Source organism: Streptomyces triticirhizae, from assembly GCF_003696235.1.
GTDB lineage: Bacteria > Actinomycetota > Actinomycetes > Streptomycetales > Streptomycetaceae > Streptomyces > Streptomyces triticirhizae.
In genome coordinates, this window is sequence record NZ_RFFJ01000028.1 from 21,314 (window position 1) to 42,985 (window position 21,672).

General features: G+C 72.9%; 18 protein-coding genes. 4 read left to right on the forward strand and 14 right to left on the reverse strand.

Annotation, left to right across the window (positions count from 1 at the left end):
- Window positions 1-29 precede the first annotated feature (29 nt).
- On the reverse strand, window positions 30-395 hold the full coding sequence (locus EBN88_RS07985) for a WhiB family transcriptional regulator (RefSeq protein WP_122183093.1): 366 nt from the start codon (window positions 393-395) through the stop codon (window positions 30-32).
- Between the two features lie 212 nt (window positions 396-607).
- Window positions 608-1,327 carry a DUF1707 SHOCT-like domain-containing protein gene (locus EBN88_RS07990; RefSeq protein WP_122183109.1) on the reverse strand — a complete coding sequence of 240 codons (720 nt, stop codon included), beginning with the start codon at window positions 1,325-1,327 and terminating at the stop codon, window positions 608-610.
- 270 nt (window positions 1,328-1,597) lie between these two features.
- Between EBN88_RS07990 and EBN88_RS07995 the strand changes: the two genes are divergently transcribed.
- Window positions 1,598-2,152, forward strand: a complete 555-nt coding sequence (locus tag EBN88_RS07995) for a peroxiredoxin (RefSeq protein ID WP_122183094.1) — start codon at window positions 1,598-1,600, stop codon at window positions 2,150-2,152.
- A 4-nt stretch (window positions 2,153-2,156) separates the two neighbouring features.
- A complete protein-coding gene (locus EBN88_RS08000; RefSeq protein ID WP_122183095.1) occupies window positions 2,157-2,702 on the forward strand; it encodes a carboxymuconolactone decarboxylase family protein in 546 nt (181 codons plus the stop codon).
- Between the two features lie 196 nt (window positions 2,703-2,898).
- Here the strand turns inward: EBN88_RS08000 and EBN88_RS08005 are convergent, their stop codons facing one another.
- The 6 genes from EBN88_RS08005 to EBN88_RS08030 form a co-directional block, all read right to left on the reverse strand.
- Complete coding sequence (locus tag EBN88_RS08005) at window positions 2,899-4,761, reverse strand: ATP-binding SpoIIE family protein phosphatase (protein WP_233580524.1); 1,863 nt, start codon at window positions 4,759-4,761, stop codon at window positions 2,899-2,901.
- A 99-nt stretch (window positions 4,762-4,860) separates the two neighbouring features.
- Window positions 4,861-5,580 carry a cytidylyl-2-hydroxypropylphosphonate hydrolase gene (gene fomD / locus EBN88_RS08010; protein WP_122183097.1) on the reverse strand — a complete coding sequence of 240 codons (720 nt, stop codon included), beginning with the start codon at window positions 5,578-5,580 and terminating at the stop codon, window positions 4,861-4,863.
- A gap of 55 nt (window positions 5,581-5,635) precedes the next feature.
- Window positions 5,636-7,030, reverse strand: a complete 1,395-nt coding sequence (locus EBN88_RS08015; protein ID WP_122183098.1) for a class II fumarate hydratase — start codon at window positions 7,028-7,030, stop codon at window positions 5,636-5,638.
- A gap of 108 nt (window positions 7,031-7,138) precedes the next feature.
- Window positions 7,139-9,478, reverse strand: a complete 2,340-nt coding sequence (locus EBN88_RS08020; RefSeq protein WP_122183099.1) for an FtsX-like permease family protein — start codon at window positions 9,476-9,478, stop codon at window positions 7,139-7,141.
- On the reverse strand, window positions 9,475-10,167 hold the full coding sequence (locus tag EBN88_RS08025) for an ABC transporter ATP-binding protein (protein ID WP_122183100.1): 693 nt from the start codon (window positions 10,165-10,167) through the stop codon (window positions 9,475-9,477). The genes EBN88_RS08020 and EBN88_RS08025 overlap by 4 nt, the downstream gene beginning before the upstream one ends.
- On the reverse strand, window positions 10,164-10,688 hold the full coding sequence (locus tag EBN88_RS08030) for a PadR family transcriptional regulator (protein ID WP_122183101.1): 525 nt from the start codon (window positions 10,686-10,688) through the stop codon (window positions 10,164-10,166). Before EBN88_RS08030 ends, EBN88_RS08025 begins: the two co-directional genes overlap by 4 nt.
- Window positions 10,689-10,992: 304 nt before the next feature.
- Between EBN88_RS08030 and EBN88_RS08035 the strand changes: the two genes are divergently transcribed.
- The gene (locus EBN88_RS08035; protein WP_122183102.1) at window positions 10,993-13,116 is read left to right on the forward strand and encodes an alpha/beta hydrolase; all 2,124 of its coding nucleotides are present in this window, start codon (window positions 10,993-10,995) and stop codon (window positions 13,114-13,116) included.
- Window positions 13,117-13,136: 20 nt separating this feature from the next.
- On the opposite strand, the gene EBN88_RS08040 is transcribed toward EBN88_RS08035, so the two are convergent.
- The 6 genes from EBN88_RS08040 to EBN88_RS08065 form a co-directional block, all read right to left on the reverse strand.
- Entirely contained in the window at window positions 13,137-14,660 is a 1,524-nt protein-coding gene (locus tag EBN88_RS08040; protein WP_122183103.1) for an AI-2E family transporter, read from the reverse strand.
- A 233-nt stretch (window positions 14,661-14,893) separates the two neighbouring features.
- Window positions 14,894-15,601, reverse strand: a complete 708-nt coding sequence (locus tag EBN88_RS08045) for an aggregation-promoting factor C-terminal-like domain-containing protein (protein WP_122183104.1) — start codon at window positions 15,599-15,601, stop codon at window positions 14,894-14,896.
- A 558-nt stretch (window positions 15,602-16,159) separates the two neighbouring features.
- Window positions 16,160-17,461: a PhoH family protein gene (locus EBN88_RS08050; RefSeq protein ID WP_122183105.1), complete on the reverse strand. Its 1,302-nt coding sequence runs from the start codon at window positions 17,459-17,461 to the stop codon at window positions 16,160-16,162.
- Window positions 17,462-17,787: 326 nt separating this feature from the next.
- On the reverse strand, window positions 17,788-18,567 hold the full coding sequence (locus tag EBN88_RS08055) for an isoprenyl transferase (protein WP_122183106.1): 780 nt from the start codon (window positions 18,565-18,567) through the stop codon (window positions 17,788-17,790).
- Window positions 18,568-18,827: 260 nt separating this feature from the next.
- Window positions 18,828-19,574 (reverse strand): prepilin peptidase, encoded by a 747-nt coding sequence (locus tag EBN88_RS08060; protein WP_122183107.1) that lies wholly within the window; start codon window positions 19,572-19,574, stop codon window positions 18,828-18,830.
- A gap of 474 nt (window positions 19,575-20,048) precedes the next feature.
- A complete protein-coding gene (locus tag EBN88_RS08065) occupies window positions 20,049-20,651 on the reverse strand; it encodes a DUF1990 family protein (RefSeq protein WP_233580525.1) in 603 nt (200 codons plus the stop codon).
- A gap of 73 nt (window positions 20,652-20,724) precedes the next feature.
- Between EBN88_RS08065 and EBN88_RS08070 the strand changes: the two genes are divergently transcribed.
- A partial coding sequence (locus EBN88_RS08070; protein WP_147472678.1) for a serine/threonine-protein kinase occupies window positions 20,725-21,672 on the forward strand: 948 nt, incomplete at its 3' end.

Sequence of the window (21,672 nt, forward strand, 5' to 3'; positions counted from 1 at the left end):
CCGCTCGGCGTCGTGGGGGTGGGTGGGGTTCAGGCGATGCGGGTGATGTCCGCCTGCCGCCCGCCCGAGGTGGCCTCCCGGCGGCGACGACGGCTCAGCACCACACGGCGCTCGGCGGCGGTCAGGCCGCCCCAGACGCCGTAGGGCTCGGGTTGGAGCAGGGCGTGCTCCCGGCATTCGATGAGCACAGGACAGCGGGCGCACACCGACTTGGCTGCCTGTTCACGCGAGAGCCGAGCGGCGGTCGGCTCCTGCGACGGGGCGAAGAAGAGCCCCGCCTCGTCGCGTCGGCAGGCGGCCTCCGAATGCCACGGGCCCGCCAGGTCTCTGTGACTGGGCTGGGCCGGGCCGGCTGGGGACCACGGGGACTCGTGTGGCGGTGACGGTTGCAGCACGGTCAACTCCTGACGACGGCTACGGGGGGTCGCTCCTGGCTGGACCCTCACCCGTCGTGGGAGCCCCACGGTTCATTCCCACCATGCTCGGCCATACGAGTGACGGTCCCCCGAGCCCTACCCGCTGTGCGCACGCTTATGCACAACGCGACCGCGCAGCCTGGCGAGTTGGGCCGCCATCGGGCCCCGCCCGGCCAACCGCACGCCGCGCCTCACTCGGCGCTGAGGTCCCGCAGCCGCTTGCCCTTCACCGCCTTCGCCTCGACGCCGCCCATGATCGCCACGCCCTGCACCGTGATCACCGGGGCACGGGGGTCGGACGCCTCCATCTCGCGCACCTCGAAGCCGCCCATGATCCCGGAGCCGCCGCTGCGCAGCGTCACGTTCTCCGGCACCCGGATCTCCAGGCCGCCGCAGATGGCCGTGGCGTTGATCGTCACATGCTGCTGCTCGAAGAGCGCCTCGGTGAAGTCGAGCTCGACGCCGCCGAAGACCGCCACCGCGTTGACCTTGGCCCCGACCCGCCAGGTGCCCGTCCGGGTGGCCCCGCTGAAGACGGCCACCACGTTCTTCGCGCCGGCCACCCGCAGGCCGCCGTGGCGGTGGCCGCCGACGGGGACTCCGGGGGCGGGCGCCGGCGCAGCCATGGGCCCGGGCGCCGGGGCGCCCTGCCCGGCCGGCAGGTCGCCGATCAACGGCTCCAACTCGCCGACCGTCTTGGAACGGTAGAGGGCGTCCAGGCGCTCGGCGTGCTCGTCCGGCTCCAGCCGCCCCTCGGCCAGGGCCTCCCGCAGGATGTCGGCTATCCGGTCCCGGTCGGCGTCCGAGGCCCGGACGGCCCCGGGGTCACGGGCGGGGACGGGCGGCTCGGGCGAGCCGTCCACGGCGGCCGGGGCCGGCGCCGCGGGGTGGTCGGGCTTCTCCAGGGACACGGAGGGCGGCTTCTCGGTGTTCACCCCACCAGCCTACCGAGTCGCGATACATCGCGACCAGGGTCCGGCCGCGATCGCGCCAGCCGGCGCCCGTTCGCCCCCACGGGGCGCCGGGGCGTCAGCCACGCGCCGCCGGAACGCCCCCAACTCCCGGGAAAACCACTCGAAGTGGTTATTTCCGTGATGGCCTGGCAGGAGGAGAAGCACCGCGTATGTCACCGTTGGCTCGCTCCCTCTCCAACCTCCCCTCAACGATCAGGAGCAGCCACCTTGCTAACCATCGGTGACAAGTTCCCCACCTACGAACTGACCGGCGTCGTCGGCCCGTCCGAGGAACTGCGGTTCACGACCTTCACCAACAAGGACCGCGAGGGCAGCTGGTCCGTGGTGTTCTTCTGGCCGAAGGACTTCACCTTCGTCTGCCCCACCGAGATCGCCGCCTTCGGCCGGCTGAACGGCGAGTTCGCCGAGCGGGACGCCCAGGTGCTCGGCGTCTCCGGGGACTCCGAGTTCGTGCACCACGCCTGGCGCCGCAACCACGAGGACCTGCGCGAGCTGCCGTTCCCTATGCTCTCCGACCCCAAGCACGAGCTGATGCGGGCGTGCGGCGTGCGTGGCGAGGACGGCTTCGCGCAGCGGGCCGTGTTCCTGGTCGACCCGGACAACGAGATCCAGTTCGTGATGGTCACCGCCGGCTCGGTGGGCCGGAACCCGCAGGAGGTGCTGCGGGTCCTCGACGCGCTCCAGACCGACGAGCTGTGCCCGTGCAACTGGAGCAGGGGCGAACCCACGCTCGACGCCGAGCAGCTGCTGGCCGGGGTGTGATCCGGTGGCCCTCGACGCGCTCAGGGCGGCCATCCCACCGCACGCCAAGGATCTGAGCCTGGGCCTCGGCTCCCTCACCAGCCATGGCGAGCTGACCGAACAGCAGCTCTGGGGAACGCTGTTGGCCTGCGCCGAGGCCACCCGCTCGGCCCCGCTGCTGCGGGAGGTCGAGCCCGAGGCGCGCAAGCACCTGACCGAGGACGCCTACCGGGCGGCGCGGACGGCGGCGGCGCTGATGGCGATGACCAACGTCTTCTACCGCACCCGGCACCTGCTCGCCGACCCGGAGTACGACGCGCTCCCCGCCGGCCTGCGGATGAACGCGCTGCGCGACCCCGGTGTGGAACGGACGGACTTCGAGCTGTGGTCGCTGGCGGTCTCGGCCCTCGGCGGCTGCGGTCGGTGCGTCACCGCTCACGAGCAGGCCCTGCGGAAGGCGGGGACCCGACGGGAGGTCGTCCAGGAGGCGATCCGGGTGGCGTCCGTGCTCAACGGCGTGGCCGGCGTCCTGGACGCGGAGGCGGCGCTGCACGGGCAGCCGGCCGTCTGAGGCGGGCGGCCGTCTGAGGCGGGCGGCGCGGGGCGGTCCCCGGTCCGCACAGGGCCGGTGGGCCGCCTCGTTCTGTCAGAGGGCGGCCTCGTTCGGTGGTGTCGGCCTGTCGGGCTCCGTCAACGGGACCGGCGCGGGGGCGACTTCGGCCGGCGGCCGCACATTGACGGTCCGTTGGCGGTCCGTTGGCGGCCCGTCAGCCGGCGGCCTCCGGCGGGGCCACCTCGAACCAGACGAGCTTGCCCGTGCTCAGCCGGGTCGCGCCCCAGTCCTGCGCCAGGCGCTGCACCAGATAGAGGCCGCGCCCGCCCTCGTCCGCCGGCCCGGCCTGGCGCAGCCTGGGCAGTTGGGGAACGTCGTCCCCGACCTCGCAGCGCAGCACGTCGGTGCGCAGCAGCCGCAGCGTCACCGGGCGCTCGGCATAGCGGACCGCGTTGGTCACCACCTCGCTGACCAGCAGCTCCACCGAGTCCACCAGCTCGTCCAGCTCCCAGCGGGCCAGGTTCTCCCGCACCATCCGCCGCGCCTCGCGCACCGACTCGGCCCGCGGGTCCAGCCAACGGAACGCCACGTCGTCGGGCGCGATGCCCTCGAACCGCGCGGCCAGCAGGGCGATGTCGTCGTCCCGGTCGCCCGGTCCGACGATGTCCAACACCTCGTCGCACAGCGGCTCCAGCGGGGCGGCGGCGTCCCGCCGCGTCAGCTGGGCGATGCTGGCCAGCTTCTCCCGCAGGTGCTCCACGCCCGTCCACACGTCGCGGGTGCGGGACTCGACCAGGCCGTCCGTGTACAGCAGCAGCGTGGCGCCGGCCGGCGCCTCCACCTCCACCATCTCGAAGTCGACCCCGCCCACCCCGATCGGGGCGTTGGGCGGCAGGTTCACCAGCTCCGTCGAGCCGTCGACATGGAGCAGGACGGGCGGCGGATGGCCCGCGTTGGCCGCCGTGATCCGGTGCGCCACCGGGTCGTAGACCGCGTACAGGCAGGTGGCGATCCGGTCCTGGCCCAGGCGCTGCGCCTGTTCGTCGAGGTGGTGGAGCACGTCGAGCGGCGAGAGGTCGAGGCCGGCCAGGGTCTGCACCGTGGTCCGCAGCTGGCCCATGATGGCCGCCGAGGTCGTCGAGTGCCCCATCACGTCGCCGATCACCAGCGCCACCCGGCTCCCGGGCAGCGGGATCGCGTCGTACCAGTCGCCACCCACCCGCGCGGAGTGGGCGGCGGGCAGATAGCGGCTGGCCAGCCGCACGCCGGTCGGCTCGGGCAGGTCGTCGGGCAGCATGGTGCGCTGCAACTCGTCCGCGATCGACGCCTCCCGGCCGTAGAGCACGGCCTTGTCCACGCCCAGCGCGGAGTGGGTCGCCAACTGCTGCGCCACCTGGAGGTCCTCCGTCGCGAAGGCCTCGCGGTCGGGGCGGCGCAGGAAGATCGCCGCACCGATCACCCGGCGCCGGCCGCGCAGCGGGGTGAGGATGGCGCGGTGGCCCTCGGGCAACACGGCCGCGCCGGTCAGCTCCCGCATCGCGGCCTTCGGCACCTGGCTCTCGATGAAGACCGGCCGCACCCCGCGCAGCACCTCGGCCAACGGACCGTTCCCCCGCACCTCGACCAGCGGGGTCGCCCCGGACAGCAGGGGCAGTTCGGCGCCGGGCTCGTCGGGCAGCGGGTCGCCGAGGGACTCCAGGGTCAGGGCCTCCGGGATGCGGTCGGTGCGCCGCAGCTTGAGCACCCACGGGTTGACCGGCTGCTCGTCGCCGACGGGCAACGGGTGCCGCAGGTAGACCAGGATGGCGTCGGAGAACGTGGGCACCGAGGCTCGGCACAGGCCCAGCACGATCTCGTCCAGATCCATCCCGCGCGCGATGCGCCGGGTGGCCGAGCCCACGAACCGCAGTCGCTCCAGCTCCCGCATCCCACCGGTGGGGATCTCGTCGGTCGCGGGACGGACGAGGGGAGCTTCCGTGGTGTCCGGCTCGGATCGGGCGTGCGGCAGCGCTGGGCTCTCGGCGCGCGGTGCGTCCGCCGTGCGAGCCAGGGGCTGCGGAGGGGTCGGGTCCGTCACGAGGGGCTGTCCATCCAGGCGGGAACTAGCGTGCGGGGTGGGGGTGTTGGGTTGTGTGGCCGATGAGGGTTGATCCTACGTTTGACGACCCGGGACCTATCAAGAGGCTCTCGGGTGATCGGGCAGCCGATCGGGCTGGCTGGGGGCGGTGGCGGAGGGCATGGGGCGGCCCCAGTCCGAGGGCAGTCGGGGGCGGCGCCAGCGGGGATCGGGCCGCCATGACGGCCAGTTCTCGGAGAAGGGCGGACTCCAGGAGCTGATGCGGCGTAGTGCCTCCTGACCTGCGGCGCGGACCCGCGCCACCTGGCCGGCGTCCAACAGCCCCGCCATTTCTGCTTGGGCGAATTCGTCCTCGTCCCGCCACTCCCAGCTGCGGTCAGCGTAGACCACGATATCGAGAAAGTGATCCTCGGAATCCACCCCGCCGGACCATCGGGTTCGGGGCTCTTCAAGATTGACGTACCAGTTCCTGAAGCGCCAGTCCCGATCCCAGAAAAGCCAGATCGACCATGGCTCTCCGGGGCGGGCGAGCTTCAGCAGTCCGTTGCCCAACCAGCGGCAACGTGCCATGGCGCGCGGCTTGGTGTAGCGGGTGGCCAGGGGTTCGAGATGCGGAGGGGTGCCGTCCGCCAGGACGGGTCGGACGCACTCGGTGCCGGGGGCCAGCCAAACGGCCAGCAGATCGGGCGTGTCCCTGACGACCGTAACGGGCCTACAGATATGGAAATGTCGGGCCCCATTGGCCCTGTATCGCCACAGAATGTGGTCGCCCGGACGCCAGGGATGCTCCCCGCCCGTTCCCTCGTTTCCCGTCTCCATTCACACATGGTATTCGGGTCGCGGCGCGGGGCGGGGGCATCCGGCTGACATCGCCTCAGGGGCGGGTCATGCGCAGCACGTCCAGCGCCTCGTCAAGCTGCTCCAACGTCAGTTCACCACGCTCGACATATCCGCCGTCGATCACGGTCTCCCGGATGGTCTTCCGCTCGGCGAGCGCGCGCTTGGCGATCTTGGCGGCCTCCTCGTAGCCGATGTACCGGTTGAGCGGGGTGACCACGGAGGGCGAGGACTCGGCGTACTCCAGGGCGCGTTCGACGTTGGCGGTGATGCCGTCGACGGTGCGGTCGGCCAGCAGCCGGGAGGCGTTGGCCAGCAGCCGGATCGACTCCAGCAGGTTCTTGGCGATCACCGGGAGCATCACGTTCAGCTCGAAGTTGCCGGCGGCTCCGGCCGTGGTGACCGTGACGTCGTTCCCGATCACCTGGGCGGCGACCATCAGGACGGCCTCGGGGATCACCGGGTTGACCTTGCCCGGCATGATCGAGGAGCCGGGCTGGAGGTCAGGGAGGGCGATCTCGGCGAGGCCGGTGCGCGGGCCGGAGGACATCCAGCGCAGGTCGTTGCAGATCTTGGTCAGCGAGACCGCGATGGTGCGCAGCTGACCCGAGGTCTCCACCAGGCCGTCCCGGGCGCCCTGGGCCTCGAAGTGGTCCCTGGCCTCGGTCAACGGCAGCCCGGTGGCGCGGGCCACCTCGGCGATGACGGCGGCGGAGAAGCCGGGCGGGGTGTTGATGCCGGTGCCGACGGCGGTGCCGCCGAGGGGCAGCTCGGCGAGGCGGGGCAGGGAGGCGTTGAGGCGCTCGACGCCGTAGCGGATCTGGGCGGCGTAGCCGTCGAACTCCTGGCCCAGGGTGACGGGGGTGGCGTCCATCAGGTGCGTGCGACCGGACTTCACCACCGTCGCGAACTCCCGCCCCTTGCGCTCCAGCGACTCGGCGAGGTGGGTGAGCGCGGGAATCAGCACCTCGATCACGGCGCCGGTGGCGGCGATGTGGATGGAGGAGGGGAAGACGTCGTTGGAGGACTGGCTGGCGTTGACGTGGTCGTTGGGGTGGACCGGCCGGCCGAGACGCTCGCTGGCGAGGGTGGCGAGCACCTCGTTGGTGTTCATGTTGGACGAGGTACCCGAACCGGTCTGGAAGACGTCGATCGGGAAGTGCTCGTCCCAGCGGCCCTCGGCGACCTCGTCGGCCGCGGCGGCGATGGCCTCGGCCATGTCCTTCTCCACCACGCCCAGCTCGGCGTTGACCTTGGCGGCCGCCGCCTTGACGCGGGCCAACGCGGCGATGTGGGCGCGCTCCAGGCGCTGGCCGGAGATCGGGAAGTTCTCCACCGCACGCTGGGTCTGGGCCCGCCACCTGGCGTCGGCCGGAACCCGCACCTCGCCCATCGAGTCGTGCTCGACGCGGTATTCGTTCGTACCAGTCATGGGGACGAATCTACCCGGCGGTCCGGGCGCGGTGACCGGCCGGTCGAGCCGAGCCCGGAGGGCGGAACGCCGGGCCCCCGCCCCCGGCCCGGCGCCGAAGGAGCGCGCTCACTCGGTGCGCAGTCCGTCGGGCCGCATCAGGCGCCACAGGAACGGGAGGCTGGCCAGGGTGACCAGGGCTATCACCCCGGCTCCCGCGCCGGCCATCGGCAGGAACGCCAGCCAGCCGCCGAGCGGGAGGCTCACCGCCGATATCAGCATCGCCCCGAGCAGCACGCCCACCGCCGAGGCCAGGCCGAGGCCGAGCACGACGGGCACGGCGGTCTGCCACAGCACCGAGGCGCCGAGCGTGGTGCGCCGGGTGCCGAGGGCGACCAGGGCGGAGAGCAACTGACGGCGCTCGCGCAGCTGTTCCAGGGTGGTCACCAACATGCTGCCGGCGATCAGCGCCAGCACTCCCATGGCCCCGATCGTCAGCCCCGTCTGGATGTTGGCGAACTGGTCGGAGACCTGGGTGGACGTCAGCTCCCTGGCTCCCCCGCCGCCGGGGGCGACGTCCCAGACCGCGTTCCGCACCAGTTCCAGAGTGTCCGGGTCGGCGAGGTCGGCGGAGAGGATCATCCTGGTGTCCCCGTGCGGGGGCGGCTCGACGCCCAGGGCGGCCGGGGTGGCCAGCAGGCCGTGGACGGGCCAACCGCCCGGGTTGGGACGGGGGTCGGCCTCCGTCAGGGACGCGGGCACCGTCCAGGGGACGGGCCGCGCCGCCTCCTCGCCCTCCGGGGCCGGCCCCAGGTCGAGGACCGTCCCCGGCTCGGGCAGCGTCACGCCCCACTCCTCGGGAGCGGGCACCGCGTAGACCCCGCCCTCGGCGCAGTCGGTGATCTCGGCCAGCTCGACCAGGGTCCCGCAGTCGCTCACGATCAGCGGGATCGACGCGACGTCCGACGCGCCGCCGCCGGAGAGCGGGGCGACCGGGATGTCCGCGTAGGACAGGACCCGCTCGACCCCCGGGGTCCCGCGCAGCTCGTCCACGAGGGCGGCGCTGTCCCCGGCGTCCGTGGTCGAGACGAAGACCTCGGCCTGGGCGCGGTCGAGATCCGCTCCGGTCCTGCTGGTCTCCTGCTCGCTCGCCCCGGCGAACAGCATGGAGAGGGCGGTGGCACCCGCCACGGCCACCGTGATCCCGCTGATGGCCCGGACCGCGGGACCGTTGCTCAGCTGGAGCCTGCGGGTGGCCAACTGCCAGGCGAGCGGGCCTCCTCGAAGCCGGGCGGTGGCGCGCTCGACCAGCCAGGGCAGCAGCGCCGTCGAGCCGCTCAGGAGCAGCACCACCGCCATGACCGCCTGGGCGGAGGTCAGGCCACGGTCCCCCGAGAAGTCGCCGAGCAGCGGCACCAGCAGCGCCACGCCCAGCAGCGCCGGCACCAGCCGCCAGGCGAGCCGGCGCGGCCGGTCCTGGGACTTCCGCACGACGCCCAGCGGCTCGACGGCGACGGAGCGCAGGGCGAACAGCGTCACCGCGACGGTCAGCAGCGGAACGGCCAGCAGCACCAGCACGGTCAGCGGCCAGCTGGGCACGATGTCCTCGGCGAAGGCGCTGGTGCCCCGCACGGAGATCCCGGCGAGGAACTGACGAACCAGCAGGAACAGCAGCCCGCCGAGGACGATCCCCGGCACGGCGCCCACGAGGGCCTCGCCGACCGCGATCCGGCGGGTGGCCGCGCGGTCGGCGCCGATGAGGCGCAGCGCCGCGAGCCTCCGGTCACGGCGCTCACCGCCGAAGCGGACCGCCGTGGTGACGAAGACCGGCACCGGCATCAGCAGCACCACACAGATCACCAGCACCAGCAGGAGCAGGGCCGGGGGAAGCCGCTCCTGCGAGGCGGGCATCCCGCCGAAGCCTTCGGCCCGGAAGCCGTCGTCCCCGGCCGTGAGATCGTCCGCGCCCAGGTAGAAGGCGAGATCCTGGGAGCCGACCAGCCCCTCGTCGCCGATGGTGCCGGCGCGGCGGTAGTCCAGCCGCTCGGCGAGGAGCGCGCCCTCCGCCGAGTCCAACAGCCGGGCGAGCGCCGGGGAGACGACCATCTCGCCGGGCGCAGGGAAGGCGTCGAGCCCCGGCGGCGGCTCGGCCGTCGTCTCCCGGCCGGCGTCGGGCTGGATCAGGCGGCCGGAGATCCAGTCGCCCCGGTACTCGGTCTGGATGTCGGACAGCAGGAAGGTGTCGTCCCCCGCCTCGACGTCGGCGGGCGCCGCGTAGCGCGCGTCGGCCCGGTCGGAGCGGGCCTCGGTCACCGACGTCACGGAGGCGGCCAGCAACAGGATGACGACGCCGAGGCCGACGCCGAACGCGGACAGCGCGGTGCGCGTCCAGGAAGCCCCGCCCCCGGAGACCGCCAGCCGGAACCCGAGCCGCAGGTCGCGCGCCCAGGCCCGCATGGTGCCGCTCATACGGCGCCCGCCAGGTCCCGCGCCCGGCCGTCCCTGACCACGACCTCGCGGTCGGAGTAGGCGGCGACCCGCGTCTCGTGGGTGACCAGGACCACCGCCGTGCCCGACTCCCGGGCGGCGGCGACCAGCAGGCCCATCACCCGCTCGCCGTTGAGCGAGTCCAGCGCGCCCGTGGGCTCGTCCGCGAAGACCACCCGGGGGTCGTTGACCAGGGCCCTGGCGACGGCGACCCGCTGGCCCTGGCCGCCCGAGACCTGGCCGGGCCGCATCTCGGCGAGGTCAGCCACCTCCAGCCGGGCCAGCAGCTCCTCCGCCCTGGCCTCGGCCCTCCTGCGGGGCAGCCCCGCGAGCCGCAGGGGAAGCGCCACGTTCTCCAGGCAGGTCAACTCGGGGACCAGCTGGCCGAACTGGAAGACGAAGCCGAACTCCTCCCGCCGCAGGGCGCTGCGCTCCGCGTCCGAGAGCGAGTACATGTCCCGTCCCCGATAGGTCACCCGGCCCCCGTCGGGCGGGACGATGCCCGCCAGGCAGTGCAGCAGCGTGGACTTGCCGGAGCCGGACGGCCCCATGACCGCCACCACCTCCCCGCCGGAGATGCTGAAGTCCGCACCGGCGAGGGCCGATGTCGGCCCATAGCTCTTGCGCAGGTCGCCGGCGGTCAGCAGGGCGGCCCCCGGAACGGCGGTCATGAGCGCACCTCCGACGCGAGACGGTCGAGCCTGGCCGCCGTCAGCTCAAGCCAGCGCAGATCCGCCTCCAGATGGAACAGCGCGTGGTCACAGACCAGTTGGTCGGCCAGATCGCCGTCGATCTTGCGGCGGGTCAGCTCCCGCATCAGGCGCAGATGCTCGGCGCGCTGGGTGTCGAGCAGGTCGTCGGCGCTGCGGTCGGTGAGGAGGGCCAGCACCACCTTGGTGTAGAGGACGCTCTGGAGATAGGGCTCCGGCTTCTCCGGTCGGGACAGCCACCGCTCGACATCGGTGACCCCGGCGTCGGTGATCGCGTAGCGCTTGCGCTCAGGACCGCCGCCTGGCTCGACGCCGTCGACCTCGACCAGGCCGTTCTTCAACAGGCGGGACATCGTGGCGTAGACCTGCCCGTAGTGGAGCGGGCGGCCGTGACCGAAGTGCACGTCGAACGTGCGCTTGAGGTCATAGCCGTGGCATGGTCCCGACTCAAGAAGGCCCAGCAGCGTGTGACTTATCGACATGCCGGCGACTATACACGCGGTGTATACCCCGCATGTATAGCCCTCGGGAGTGATTCCACCGGCCGAAGATTGACGGACGGGCTCCCGGCGCACCTGGCCCGCCGCCCGGTGAGTCACCCTCGCGGCACGGAAAGATGGCGACCAGGCAACGCCGCGCGCGCGACCGGCGTCTGATCCCCTAGCGTGAGCACACAGCGAGTACAGCGCGGGCCAACGGGTCGGCGCTTCGGATGGGCCGGAGAGAAGTCGATGCCGCACAGCGTCACGGGCGAAGCCGCTCCGCTGGCCACCCCGGAGGCGCACGATGAGTGAACAGGCCACGCCCGGCGCCGAGTCGGAGCGGCCGTCGCCGGCCGACCCCGCCTCCTCGGGCCCCGCCCCCACGCGCACCACCACCCCGCCCGGGGCGGCCAGGCCCGCGTCCGCCCAGGCCGCGCCAACACCCGCCCCCGGCAACGAGGCGCCAACCGACGACGCCGCCACCCGCGACGCCAACGGCGACAGCACCGGCACCGACGCCACCGACGCCACCGACGCCACCGACGAGGAGAACGAGCGCCCCGCCGACCAGGCCCCGGGCGGCGCGGGGCGGACGGCGCCCGATGCCCCCACCGCTCCCGTTCCCCCGGCGGAGCCCCAAACCAACCAGCCCGAAGATGGCCGAAAAGAGTCGACCCCCGGGGTGCGCGGCGCGGCCGAGGCCACCGGCCGCTGGCTGCTGCGCCTCGCCCGCCGGCCGTACTGGGAGCGCCCCCGGTCCAGTTGGCTGGTGCGGCGCTGGCCGGACCTCACGGCCAGCCTGGTGGCCACGTTCTTCTTCTGGCTCTCGCTCACCCCGTCGCTGGTGCCCCGCCCCTGGTACTACCAGGGCGTGATCGGCGGCATCACGGCCGCCATCGGCTACGGCCTGGGCGCCCTGATCAGCTGGATCTACCGCCTGACCCTGAGGAGGCGGGTCCCGGGCGAACGGTTCAGGGCGCGCGCGTGGTTGACCTATCTGCTGCTGCTCCCGTGGGCCGTGGCGCTGATGCTGGGGCAGAGCGCGGACATGCAGCGCGAGTTGCGCCAACTCCAGGGGATGCCGCCCACCCTGACCTGGCACTCGATGATGATCGCCCTGATGTCGCTGACGGTGCTGGCGCTGCTGCTGGTCGTCGCGCGCACCATCCGGCTCTTCACCGGGCTGCTCACCCGCCTGCTGAACCGTTTCGTTCCCTGGCCGGTGGCCGTCGCCCTCGGCCTGGCCATGAGCACGGTGATTGTGGTGATCGGCACCAGGGACGTGGTCTGGGACCGGGGCATCCTGGAGGTCGCCGACCGGATCGCCGCGGCCAAGGACCGGTCCACCGACCCCGGCGTGATGCGCCCCTACTCGCCGCTGGTCTCGGGGTCTCCCGACTCGCTGATCCACTGGGACGACCTCGGCAACAAGGGGCGGACCTTCGCCGGCACCACGCTCTCCGGCGACGAGATCTCCGAGTTCACCGGGGAGCCCGCCCTCGACCCCGCACGGGTCTACGTCGGCCGGGCCGCCTACGACGACTACGCGGACGGCGCCGAGTTGGCGGTCCGCGAGCTGGAGCGGGTGGGCGCCTTCGACCGCGAGGTGCTGGCGATCACGGGGACCACCGGCACCGGCTGGGTCAACCCGACCACCGTGGAGGCGTTGGAGTACATGAACGGTGGGGACACCACCGTGGTCACCATGCAGTACTCCTACCTGCCGAGTTGGGCCTCCTTCATGGTGGACAGGAACGAGGCGGGCATCGCCACCAGGGCGCTGGTGGACGCCGTGTACGCGCGGTGGGAGCAGGAGCCGGCCGATGACCGGCCCACCTTGCTGGTGTTCGGCGAGAGCCTCGCCGTCTCGGCCATCGAGTCGGCGTTCGACGGCCTGGACGACCTGTTGGAGCGCACCGACGGCGCGCTGCTGATCGGGCCGCCCGACTTCAGCCCGATCCACAGCGAGTTGACCGAGCACCGGGACGCCGGCAGCCCGATCTGGCGGCCGGTCTACGACCAGGGGCGGCATGTGCGGTTCGCCCAGTTCCCCGACCTCGACCTGCCGCGGCCGCACGGGGAGCCCTGGGAGTACCCCCGGGTGGTCTACCTCCAGAACGCCTCGGACCCGGTGGTCTGGTGGTCGCCCAACCTGCTCTTCGAACGGCCGGAGTGGCTGAACGAGCCGCTGGGGCCCGACGTCACCACGGCCATCGACTGGTTCCCGTTCGTCACCTTCTGGCAGACGACCGTGGACATGGCCGTCTCCTACGGCTCACCGGCGCCACACGGCCACCGCTACGGCTCCAACCCGGTGGACGCCTGGGCCGCCATCGCCCCGCCCGAGGGCTGGACCGCCACCGACAGCGAGCGGCTTGGCTGGCTGCTGGAGATCCGGCACCCGCCCAGGCACGGCTGGGCGGGCTGACCACGCCGGTGCCGCGCGCCCTACCGTTCGCGCGGCTCGTCGTCCCCCTCGCGCCGCTCCGCCGGGGCGGACTCCGTGGCGGAGCCGCCTCGCTCGGCCGGCAACGGTGGTTGCACCGGGGCGAGTTCGGCGACGGTGGCGCCGCTGCCGTCGAAGCCGGCGCGTCGGTCGGCCTCCTCCTGGTAGGCGCGGAGATAGCCGACGACGGTGTTGATCACGGCGACCAGCGGAACCGCGACCACCGCGCCCGGGATGCCGGCGAGCATCGATCCGGCGGCGACGGCCAGCACCACGGCCAGCGGATGGACCCGCACCATCCGCCCCAGGATGAACGGCTGGAGCACGTTCCCCTCGATCTGCTGGACCAGCAGCACCACGCCCAGCACCAGCAGCGCGTCGACCACGCCGCCGGTGACCAGCGCGACCAGAACGGCCAACGCGCCGGAGGCGATCGCGCCGACCAGGGGCACGAACGCGGACAGGAAGACGATCACGGCCAGAGGAACGGCCATGGGCACGTCGATGACGAACAGGCCGATGCCGATGCCGATCGCGTCGATCAACGCCACTATCACCGTGCCCCTGACATAGCCGGTCAGGGTGATCCAGGCCCGGGGCCCGGCGCCGGCGACGCTCTGCCGGGCGGCCCTGGGCACCAGCCGCAGGAACCAGTGCCAGACCCCGCCGCCGTCGTAGAGCAGGAACAGCACGACGAAGAGGGTCAGGCCGGCGCCCGTGAAGAACTGCACCGCGTAGTTGACGCCTTCGAGGCCGGCCGAGGTCAGCTCGTCACTGTGGTTTCTTATCCACTCGTTGATGTCCTCGACCCACTGGTCCAGGTTCTCCTCGGTGATGTCGAAGGGCAGCTCCAACACCCAGTCGCGCAGCTCCTCGATGCCCTCCTGCACCTGGTCGACGAGCCGGTCCGAGTTCTCCAGGACCTGCCAGACCACGAACCAGCCGATCAGCCCCATCACGCCGAAGCCGCCGAACGCGGTGACGGCCGTGGCCGCGCCGCCGCTGAAGCCCATGCGTTTCAGCCAGCCGACAAAGGGCTGGAGCAGCGCGGTGATCAACAGCCCGGCGGCGAACGAGATCACCAACAGGCTGACGGCGCTGACCACCTGAATCAGCATCCAGATGACGGCGGCCAGCACCAGCGTCCGCCAGGCGGCCTCGGCCGCGACCCGCACCCCCCACGGGATCGCCGCCGCCGGCTCCGGGCGGCCGGGCGCCGAGGGCGTTCCGCCGCCGTCGCGGCCACCGCCGCCACCGCCGCGCTCCTCGGCGGGCGGCGGATAGAGCGGCGGGGTGCCGGCCAGCACGGCGCGGCGGGCCTTGGCCTCCAGCCGCTCCTCGTCCGGCTCCTCCGGGGTCGGCTCCTCGGGGCGCCGCCGTTCCGACGGATAGCCGGCCGAAACCGTGGCCCGCTCCTCCGCCTCGCGCTCCCGCCGCTCCTGTTCGCGTTCAGCGGCCGCGCGGAGCCCGGACATCCGCGACACCGTGCGCGAGATCCCGGCCCTCAGCCGCCCCAGACCTGACATGTCTCCTCCGCCCCCTGTTTCCACCGCAGTGCGCGGAACGACGTTACCGTGCGGCGGTGACACCCGGGGGCGTGCGGGGCGAAGCGATGTCGCCGCGACGCCTCGACGCGACACGGAACGAGGGACCCACGCCGGCCGGCGTGGGTCCCTCGTTCACGGTGTGCGCGCTGTGCCCGGTACTCGCGGTGCTCGCGCCGCCCGCGCGGTTCGCGGGGGGCGTCGCGTTCCGTCGCTCAGTACCAGTTGTTGGCCTGCCAGAACTCCCAGGCGCCACAGGGGCTGCCGTAGCGGCTCTCCATGTAGTTGACGCCCCAACGGATCTGGGTGGCCGGGTTGGTCTGCCAGTCCGCGCCGGCCGTGGCCATCTTGGAGCCGGGCAGCGCCTGCATCAGGCCGTAGGCGCCCGAGGAGGGGTTGGTGGCCGTGTGGTCCCAACCGCTCTCGTGGTCAACGATGTTGGAGAAGCACTGGAACTGGTCCGCACCCACGATCTGTCGCGCCATGGCCTGGATCTCGGCCTTGGTGTACGACGCCTGCACGGGAATGTCGGCGGCAGCGGCGCTGGCGGCCTGCGCCTCCTCGGCCGCGCGCTGGGCGGCGGCCTCCCGTTCCGCTTCCTCCTGGGCGGCGCGCTCGGCGGCCGCGCGGCGCTCCTGGGCGCTCTCGGCGGCGGCGACCCTGGCGGCCTCCTGGGCGGCGCGACGAACCTCAGCCTCGGCGGCTGTGGACTGCGACTCCGCCTGCTGGGTCAGCGACGCGGTGTGCAGCTGGGCGTTCGTGCCAGCGGGTATCTCAGCGAGCAGTGTCGCGTCCGCCGCAACGACCTCGATGTCCTCGGCAGGGGCCTGCTGGTCCCCCGAGGCGACACCGACGGCGGCGCCGACGCTGGTCACCGCGGTGGCGGATGCCACCGCGAATCCCCGGACCGAAATCCCGGTCACACGGTTTCCTTCCGACATCGCCCACGCGAAGGACCACGTGGGCGCAATCGTGCCCCTGACACGGGCCTCCCTCGGGCTGGTTGGCGGGAGGCGCTGGCCCGGTCGGGGTCCTGCTCGCCGGTGGCGAGGGACCCGCGTGGTGCTTCGGGCGGCATACGGCGCGCGACTGTTCAGTTGTCGAGAACGTAAAACACTATCCCTGCGGGGCCCTTGGGGGCTCCGCTGCCGTATGCGGGGCCTGACAGACGCACACACTGCCGGAGACGGCTACCGGGAAGCAATTCGGTCCTCTGTGGGAAAGCTCACACGCTCCTGGGCCTTGTCAACGCGGAAATTCCCTCGAACGGCCCACCACCTGCGGCGAAGCATCACGAAGAGGTCACGGGAGCGGCGAAAGGCGGCCGATCGTCCGATAGGTCACGGCACTCCCGTATCGCCCGGAAAGGGCGACGCACCCGCCGCGTTTCGACGGGTGCGCCGGAGTTCTCCCCAACGGGGGCCGTGCGGGCCGTTATCGGGCGGTTGCCCGGCGGTCCGAACGGGCGGCCCCGACCCGGGTCACGCCCGGCCCTCCTCCAGCATCTCCGTCACCAGGGCGGCGATCGGGGACCGTTCGGAGCGGGTCAGCGTCACATGGGCGAAGAGCGGGTGGCCCTTGAGCTTCTCCACGACGGCGACCACGCCGTCGTAGCGGCCCACCCTGAGGTTGTCGCGCTGGGCGACGTCGTGGGTGAGGACCACGCGGGAGTTCTGCCCGATGCGGGAGAGCACGGTCAACAGGACGTTGCGCTCCAGGGACTGGGCCTCGTCCACGATCACGAAGGCGTCGTGGAGGGAGCGGCCCCTGATGTGGGTCAGCGGCAGGACCTCCAACATGCCGCGCCCGACGACCTCCTCGATGACCTCGCGGCTGGTCACCGCCGAGAGGGTGTCGAAGACCGCCTGGGCCCACGGGTTCATCTTCTCGGCCTCGGTGCCCGGCAGATAGCCCAGGTCCTGGCCGCCGACCGCGTACAGCGGGCGGAAGACCATCACCTTGCTGTGCTGCCGCCGCTCCAGCACCGCCTCCAGCCCTGCGCACAGCGCCAGCGCCGACTTTCCGGTGCCGGCGCGCCCTCCCATCGACACGATGCCGACCTCGGGATCGAGCAACAGGTCCAGCGCGATGCGCTGTTCCGCGCTGCGGCCGTGGATGCCGAACGCCTCGCGGTCGCCGCGCACCAGCCGGACCCGGCCGTCCGGCGTGACCCTGCCCAGCGCGCGCCCCTTCTCCGAGGAGATCACCAGGCCGGTGTGCACGGGGAGTTCGGCCGCGACCGGATCGGCCACGCTCTCCTGCGCGAACAGCTCGTCCACGGCCTCGCCGCCCAGGGTGATGTCCGCGAGCCCGGTCCAGCCGTCGGCGTCCGTGATGGCCAACTCGGCCCGGTACTCCTCGGCCGCCAGGCCCACCGACGAAGCCTTGATGCGCAGCGGAAGGTCCTTGGAGACGACCGTGACATCGTGCCCCTCGGCCTGGAGGTTGCGTGCGACGGCCAGGATGCGGGAGTCGTTGTCCGCGAGACGGCCGCGCTCGTTCAGCATCGCCGGCGGCAGGACGGTCGGGTCCGAGTGGTTCAGCTCGACCCGAAGGGTGCCCCCGAGGTCCCCGATGGGGAGTGGGGTGTCGAGCCGGCCGTACCGCACCCGGTAGTCGTCGAGGCGCCGCAGCACCTGACGGGCGAAGTAGCCGAGTTCCGGGTGGTGCCGCTTCGCCTCCAACTCGGAGATCACGACGACCGGCAGGACCACCTCGTGTTCATCGAACCGGGTGAGTGCCGCTGGATCGGCGAGCAGGACGCTGGTGTCGAGGACGTACATGCGCCGGTCGTGAGCGCGCTTCTTGCTGATGGCCACGGGTGGACGAACCCCCTCGGAAGAGGTGCGGGAATCGCGGCGCCCTGGGCGCCGGGGTTCTGACGGCCGGCCCTGGCCCGCACGCACGGGCCCGGTGCCGGGCCTGGTCCATGTCCGTGGTGCGCAAACGGGCCTCCCGGCGGACAGCGCCGATGCGCGGTCCGCGAGGAATATGCCCGCACACCACCCATCTCATGCGACGGCCCGCTCGGACGCGTGAGCGATTCACCGACCGTTCGGTCGCCCGGCGGCGCACCGTTGCCGGCGCGCCGCCCTCCGTGACGAACGACTCAGATGCCGTACCTACGGTGCCTGGCGGCATAGTCACGCAGCGCGCGCAGGAAGTCGACCTTCCGGAACGCCGGCCAGTACGCCTCGCAGAAGTAGTACTCGGAGTGGGCGCTCTGCCAGAGCATGAACCCGGACAGCCGCTGCTCCCCGCTGGTCCTGATGACCAGGTCGGGGTCCGGCTGGCCCCGGGTGTAGAGGTGCTCGGAGATGTCCTCCACGGACAGCCCCTCGGCGACCTCGGCCAGCGACTGCCCCTCGGCGGCGCGCTTGGCGAGCAGCGAACGGACGGCGTCGGTGATCTCCTGCCGGCCGCCGTAGCCGACGGCGACGTTGACCACTATCCCGTCGCGGTCGCCCGCCAGCTCCTCCGCCTCCCTGAGCACCTTCCTGGTGCGCTCGGGCAGCACCTCGACGGCGCCGACGTGGTGGACCCGCCAGCGGCCGTCCTCGGCGAGGTCGCGCACGGCGCCCTCGACGATGCCGAGAAGCTCCTCAAGCTCCCTGGCCTCCCGGTTGAGGTTGTCGGTGGAGAGCAGCCAAAGGGTGACGACCTCCACGTCGGTCTCGGCACACCAGCCGAGCAGCTCCCTGATCTTCGCGGCGCCGGCCTCGTGCCCCTGCCGCGTGGTGTTGCCGGCGGCCTTGGCCCAGCGACGGTTGCCGTCGAGGATCACGCCAATGTGCTTGGGGCCACCGTCGGTGTCGAGTCGCCCTTCCACTCGTCGGGCATACAGCCTGACGGCCAGCCGCCTGAGGGTCTTGTGCAGCCTGTTCCACATCGCCTCTGATCCAGCCCCTCCGTAGGCTCGCGTGTGCCGGAACTCTACTGCCGCGCGGGCCGGGCCCAGCACCACCACGGGGGCATCCGGCCAGCCGGGCGCCGTCGGCGGCGGCCACCGCGCGGCGGGGAACGCCTCGGATCGGCGCGGCCACCGGAACAGAAAGCGGGCCGGTCCGTGGGGGGGGTTACGGACCGGCCCGAGGGGGGGTTTCCACCGTAACGCATCGAACGGCGAGGTGCCCCGCGCCGGACGCGGATTTAACCGGCGAGTCCGCCGACGGCGAGGGCGCCGAGGGCGCCGAGCGCCATGAACGGGCCGAAGGGCACGGCCGTGCGGCGGTTGGCGCGACCCATCACCACCAGGCAGAGGCCGTAGCCGGCCGCGAGCGCGAACCCCACGAACGTGCCGAAGAACACATAGTCCCAGCCGTACCAGCCCAGGATCAGACCTATGGAGGGCGCCAACTTCACGTCTCCGAAGCCCATGCCCCGGGGGTTGATCAGGAAGAGGACGAAGTAGACCGCCGTGAGCACCAGCCCGCCCAGCAGGGCTCTCGGCCAGCTGCCGTCGGACCCGGGCAGCGGGGCGCATATCCCCAGGCCGAGGACGAGGCCGGCGGCGAGCGGGAGGGTCAGGACGTCGGGCAGCCGCTGCACCGCGAGATCGACCGAGGCCAGCAACACCAGCGTCGGCGTGGCCAGCAGCCAGACCACCGACTCGGGCCGCGCGCCGGCGACGGCGGCGGCCAGCCCGCAGCAGCCGGCCGTGACCAGGGCGAGCCGGAACGGCGAGGCGCCGTACCGGGGGGCGCCCTCGGCGAGGCATCCGGCGCACCGGCCCCAGCCGACCCAGCCGGCGGCGCGCGCCCGGAGGGGATGGCCGGCGGGACAGGCGTCCCGCCACGCCTGCTCGGGCTCGACGGCGAGCCGGTACCCGGGCCGGACCAGCAGGGAGCCGACCAGCGCGCCCAGGCCGACGGCGGCCACGATCCACAGGGAGAACACGGGGCGAGCGTACGGCGTGCCGGGTCCGGCCGGCAGGGAGGCCTGTGGATGGGCGTTCCGAAGAACGAACAAGATGACAAGCGGCTGGGGATAACCGGGGGATGGCCGCCGTTGGATGCCCGGGACGGAAGGGGGAGGGGCCAGGCGGGTCGGTCCGCCCAAAGGGGGGAAGGGGCAGACCGACCCGTCAAGTGGGGCAGACCGGAGCGGGGGGGTGGCTCACGGTCCGCCCGGCCAGCCGTCGCCGGGGTGGGAGTGACGACGCTGGCGCACGAGGTGTCAGCGACTGCCAACACGAGGGGAACCATACCGCACCGCCCTCGACCGCGCGCCCCTGGGCAACGCCCCCGGCGCGCGGCGAGGACACAAGGGGGACAGGAGGTGAAGCGTTTTCGCGGCGCGGGTTCCCCGAGCGGGAAACGACACGCTCGCCGACGGCCGGCGGGAGCACGCGCGGGCGGTCGGCGGGGCGGTTCAGCGGGGCGCGCTGAGTCGGCGCAGCGCCCGGCCGTAGCGGCGGGCGACCGCGCGGCGGGCCAGCCGGCCCAGCGGTCCCGCCGCCCGCATGTACCAGGCGGCCGGGCGGCTGATCGCCGTGACGGTCAACGTGACGGCGCCGTCGGGGGCGCGTTCGAGTACGAAGGACTCCTCCCCCGACTCCGGGTGTCCCTGAAGCGTGCCGTACGCGAAGCCCGCCCGGTCCCGTTCGTCGACGCACCACACGACCCGGCACGGCGCGCTCAACCGCGGCCAGCGCCGGCCGAGTTCGATCGAGGCGACCACGCCGGGGGCGGCGCGCGGCGTGGCGGCGGCCACCGGAACCCACGCGGCCCGGTGCATCCGCCAACCGAACAGGGCGTCCCGCGCCGCCGCCCACACCTCGGGCCCGTTCCCCACCCGGGTGCGGGAGCGCAGCAGATGCCAGCCCTGGGGGAGGTCGGCCGGGAGGGCCTCGCGGGTCACGCCCACCGCGCGGTAGCTGAAGGCGCTGCCGCTCGGGGCGCGGTAGCTGAAGGCGCGGTAGCTGAGGGCGTCGCCGGGTGGCGGAGACGGTGGGTCGGACAGCGGACTCGTCACCCCTCGTTGTCAGTTGGGGACTGTCACCTCATACCATGCACGGTACCGTCATCGGTTTTCAGGGGGACCCTCCATGACAGCGCAGCACGAACCGTCACAGTTCTCCCCGCTGGGCCCGTCCGATCCCCGCCAGGTCGCCGGATACCGGCTGGTGGCCCGGCTCGGCTCCGGTGGCATGGGGAGTGTCTACCTCTCGTTCACGCCGGGCGGCCAGCCAGTGGCGGTCAAGGTGGTGCGCGGGGAGTTCGCCGAGGACCAGGCGTTCCGGCGGCGGTTCGAGCACGAGGTCCGGGCCGCCCGGCAGGTGCAGGGCGTCTACACCGTTCCCGTGCTGGACAGCAACACCGAGGGCGCCGCGCCCTGGCTGGCCACGGCGTTCGTGCCCGGGCTCTCGCTGCACGAGGTCATCAACCAGCACGGCCCGCTGCCCGCGCAGACCGTGCTGCTGCTGGTGGGCGGCGTCGCCGAGGCGCTCCAGTCGATCCACGCCGCCGGGATCGTGCACCGGGACCTCAAGCCGGGGAACGTGCTGCTGAGCGCCGACGGGCCGAAGGTGATCGACTTCGGGATCGCGCGGGCCGCCGACGTGACCGCGTTGACCGGCACGGACGTGCGGGTCGGCACCCCCGCCTTCATGGCGCCCGAGCAGATCACCGGGGCCTCGCTGACGCCGGCCGCCGACGTGTTCGCGCTGGGGATCGTCACCTACTACGCGGCCACCGGCGGCCACCCGTTCGGCGAGGGCGCGGCCCACGCGATGATGTACCGGATGGTGCAGGAGGAGCCCGAACTGGCCTCGGCGCCCGAGACGTTGCGCGGGTTGATCGGCGCCTGCCTGGCCAAGGACCCGGCGGCGCGGCCGACCCCGGCGCAGATCATCGAGGGGTGCCGGGCGCTGTCCCCGGGGCAGACGCTCCAGCGCGGGGAGAGCTGGCTGCCGCCCTCGGTGGCGGCGGCGGTCGCCGTGCGGCGCAACGCGTCGCTGCCGGCGCCGCCGGCGGCGGGCGCGGGGCCGGCGCCC

Excerpts from the sequence above, each read along its gene's own strand:
- fomD (WP_122183097.1), bottom strand. The coding sequence starts at position 5,580 with ATGGAGACGGGAAACGAGGGAACGGGCGGGGAGCATCCCTGGCGTCCG.
- EBN88_RS08015 (WP_122183098.1), bottom strand. The coding sequence starts at position 7,030 with ATGACTGGTACGAACGAATACCGCGTCGAGCACGACTCGATGGGCGAG.
- EBN88_RS08020 (WP_122183099.1), bottom strand. The coding sequence starts at position 9,478 with ATGAGCGGCACCATGCGGGCCTGGGCGCGCGACCTGCGGCTCGGGTTC.
- EBN88_RS08025 (WP_122183100.1), bottom strand. The coding sequence starts at position 10,167 with ATGACCGCCGTTCCGGGGGCCGCCCTGCTGACCGCCGGCGACCTGCGC.
- EBN88_RS08030 (WP_122183101.1), bottom strand. The coding sequence starts at position 10,688 with ATGTCGATAAGTCACACGCTGCTGGGCCTTCTTGAGTCGGGACCATGC.
- EBN88_RS08035 (WP_122183102.1), top strand. The coding sequence starts at position 10,993 with ATGAGTGAACAGGCCACGCCCGGCGCCGAGTCGGAGCGGCCGTCGCCG.
- EBN88_RS08040 (WP_122183103.1), bottom strand. The coding sequence starts at position 14,660 with ATGTCAGGTCTGGGGCGGCTGAGGGCCGGGATCTCGCGCACGGTGTCG.
- EBN88_RS08050 (WP_122183105.1), bottom strand. The coding sequence starts at position 17,461 with ATGTACGTCCTCGACACCAGCGTCCTGCTCGCCGATCCAGCGGCACTC.
- EBN88_RS08055 (WP_122183106.1), bottom strand. The coding sequence starts at position 18,567 with ATGTGGAACAGGCTGCACAAGACCCTCAGGCGGCTGGCCGTCAGGCTG.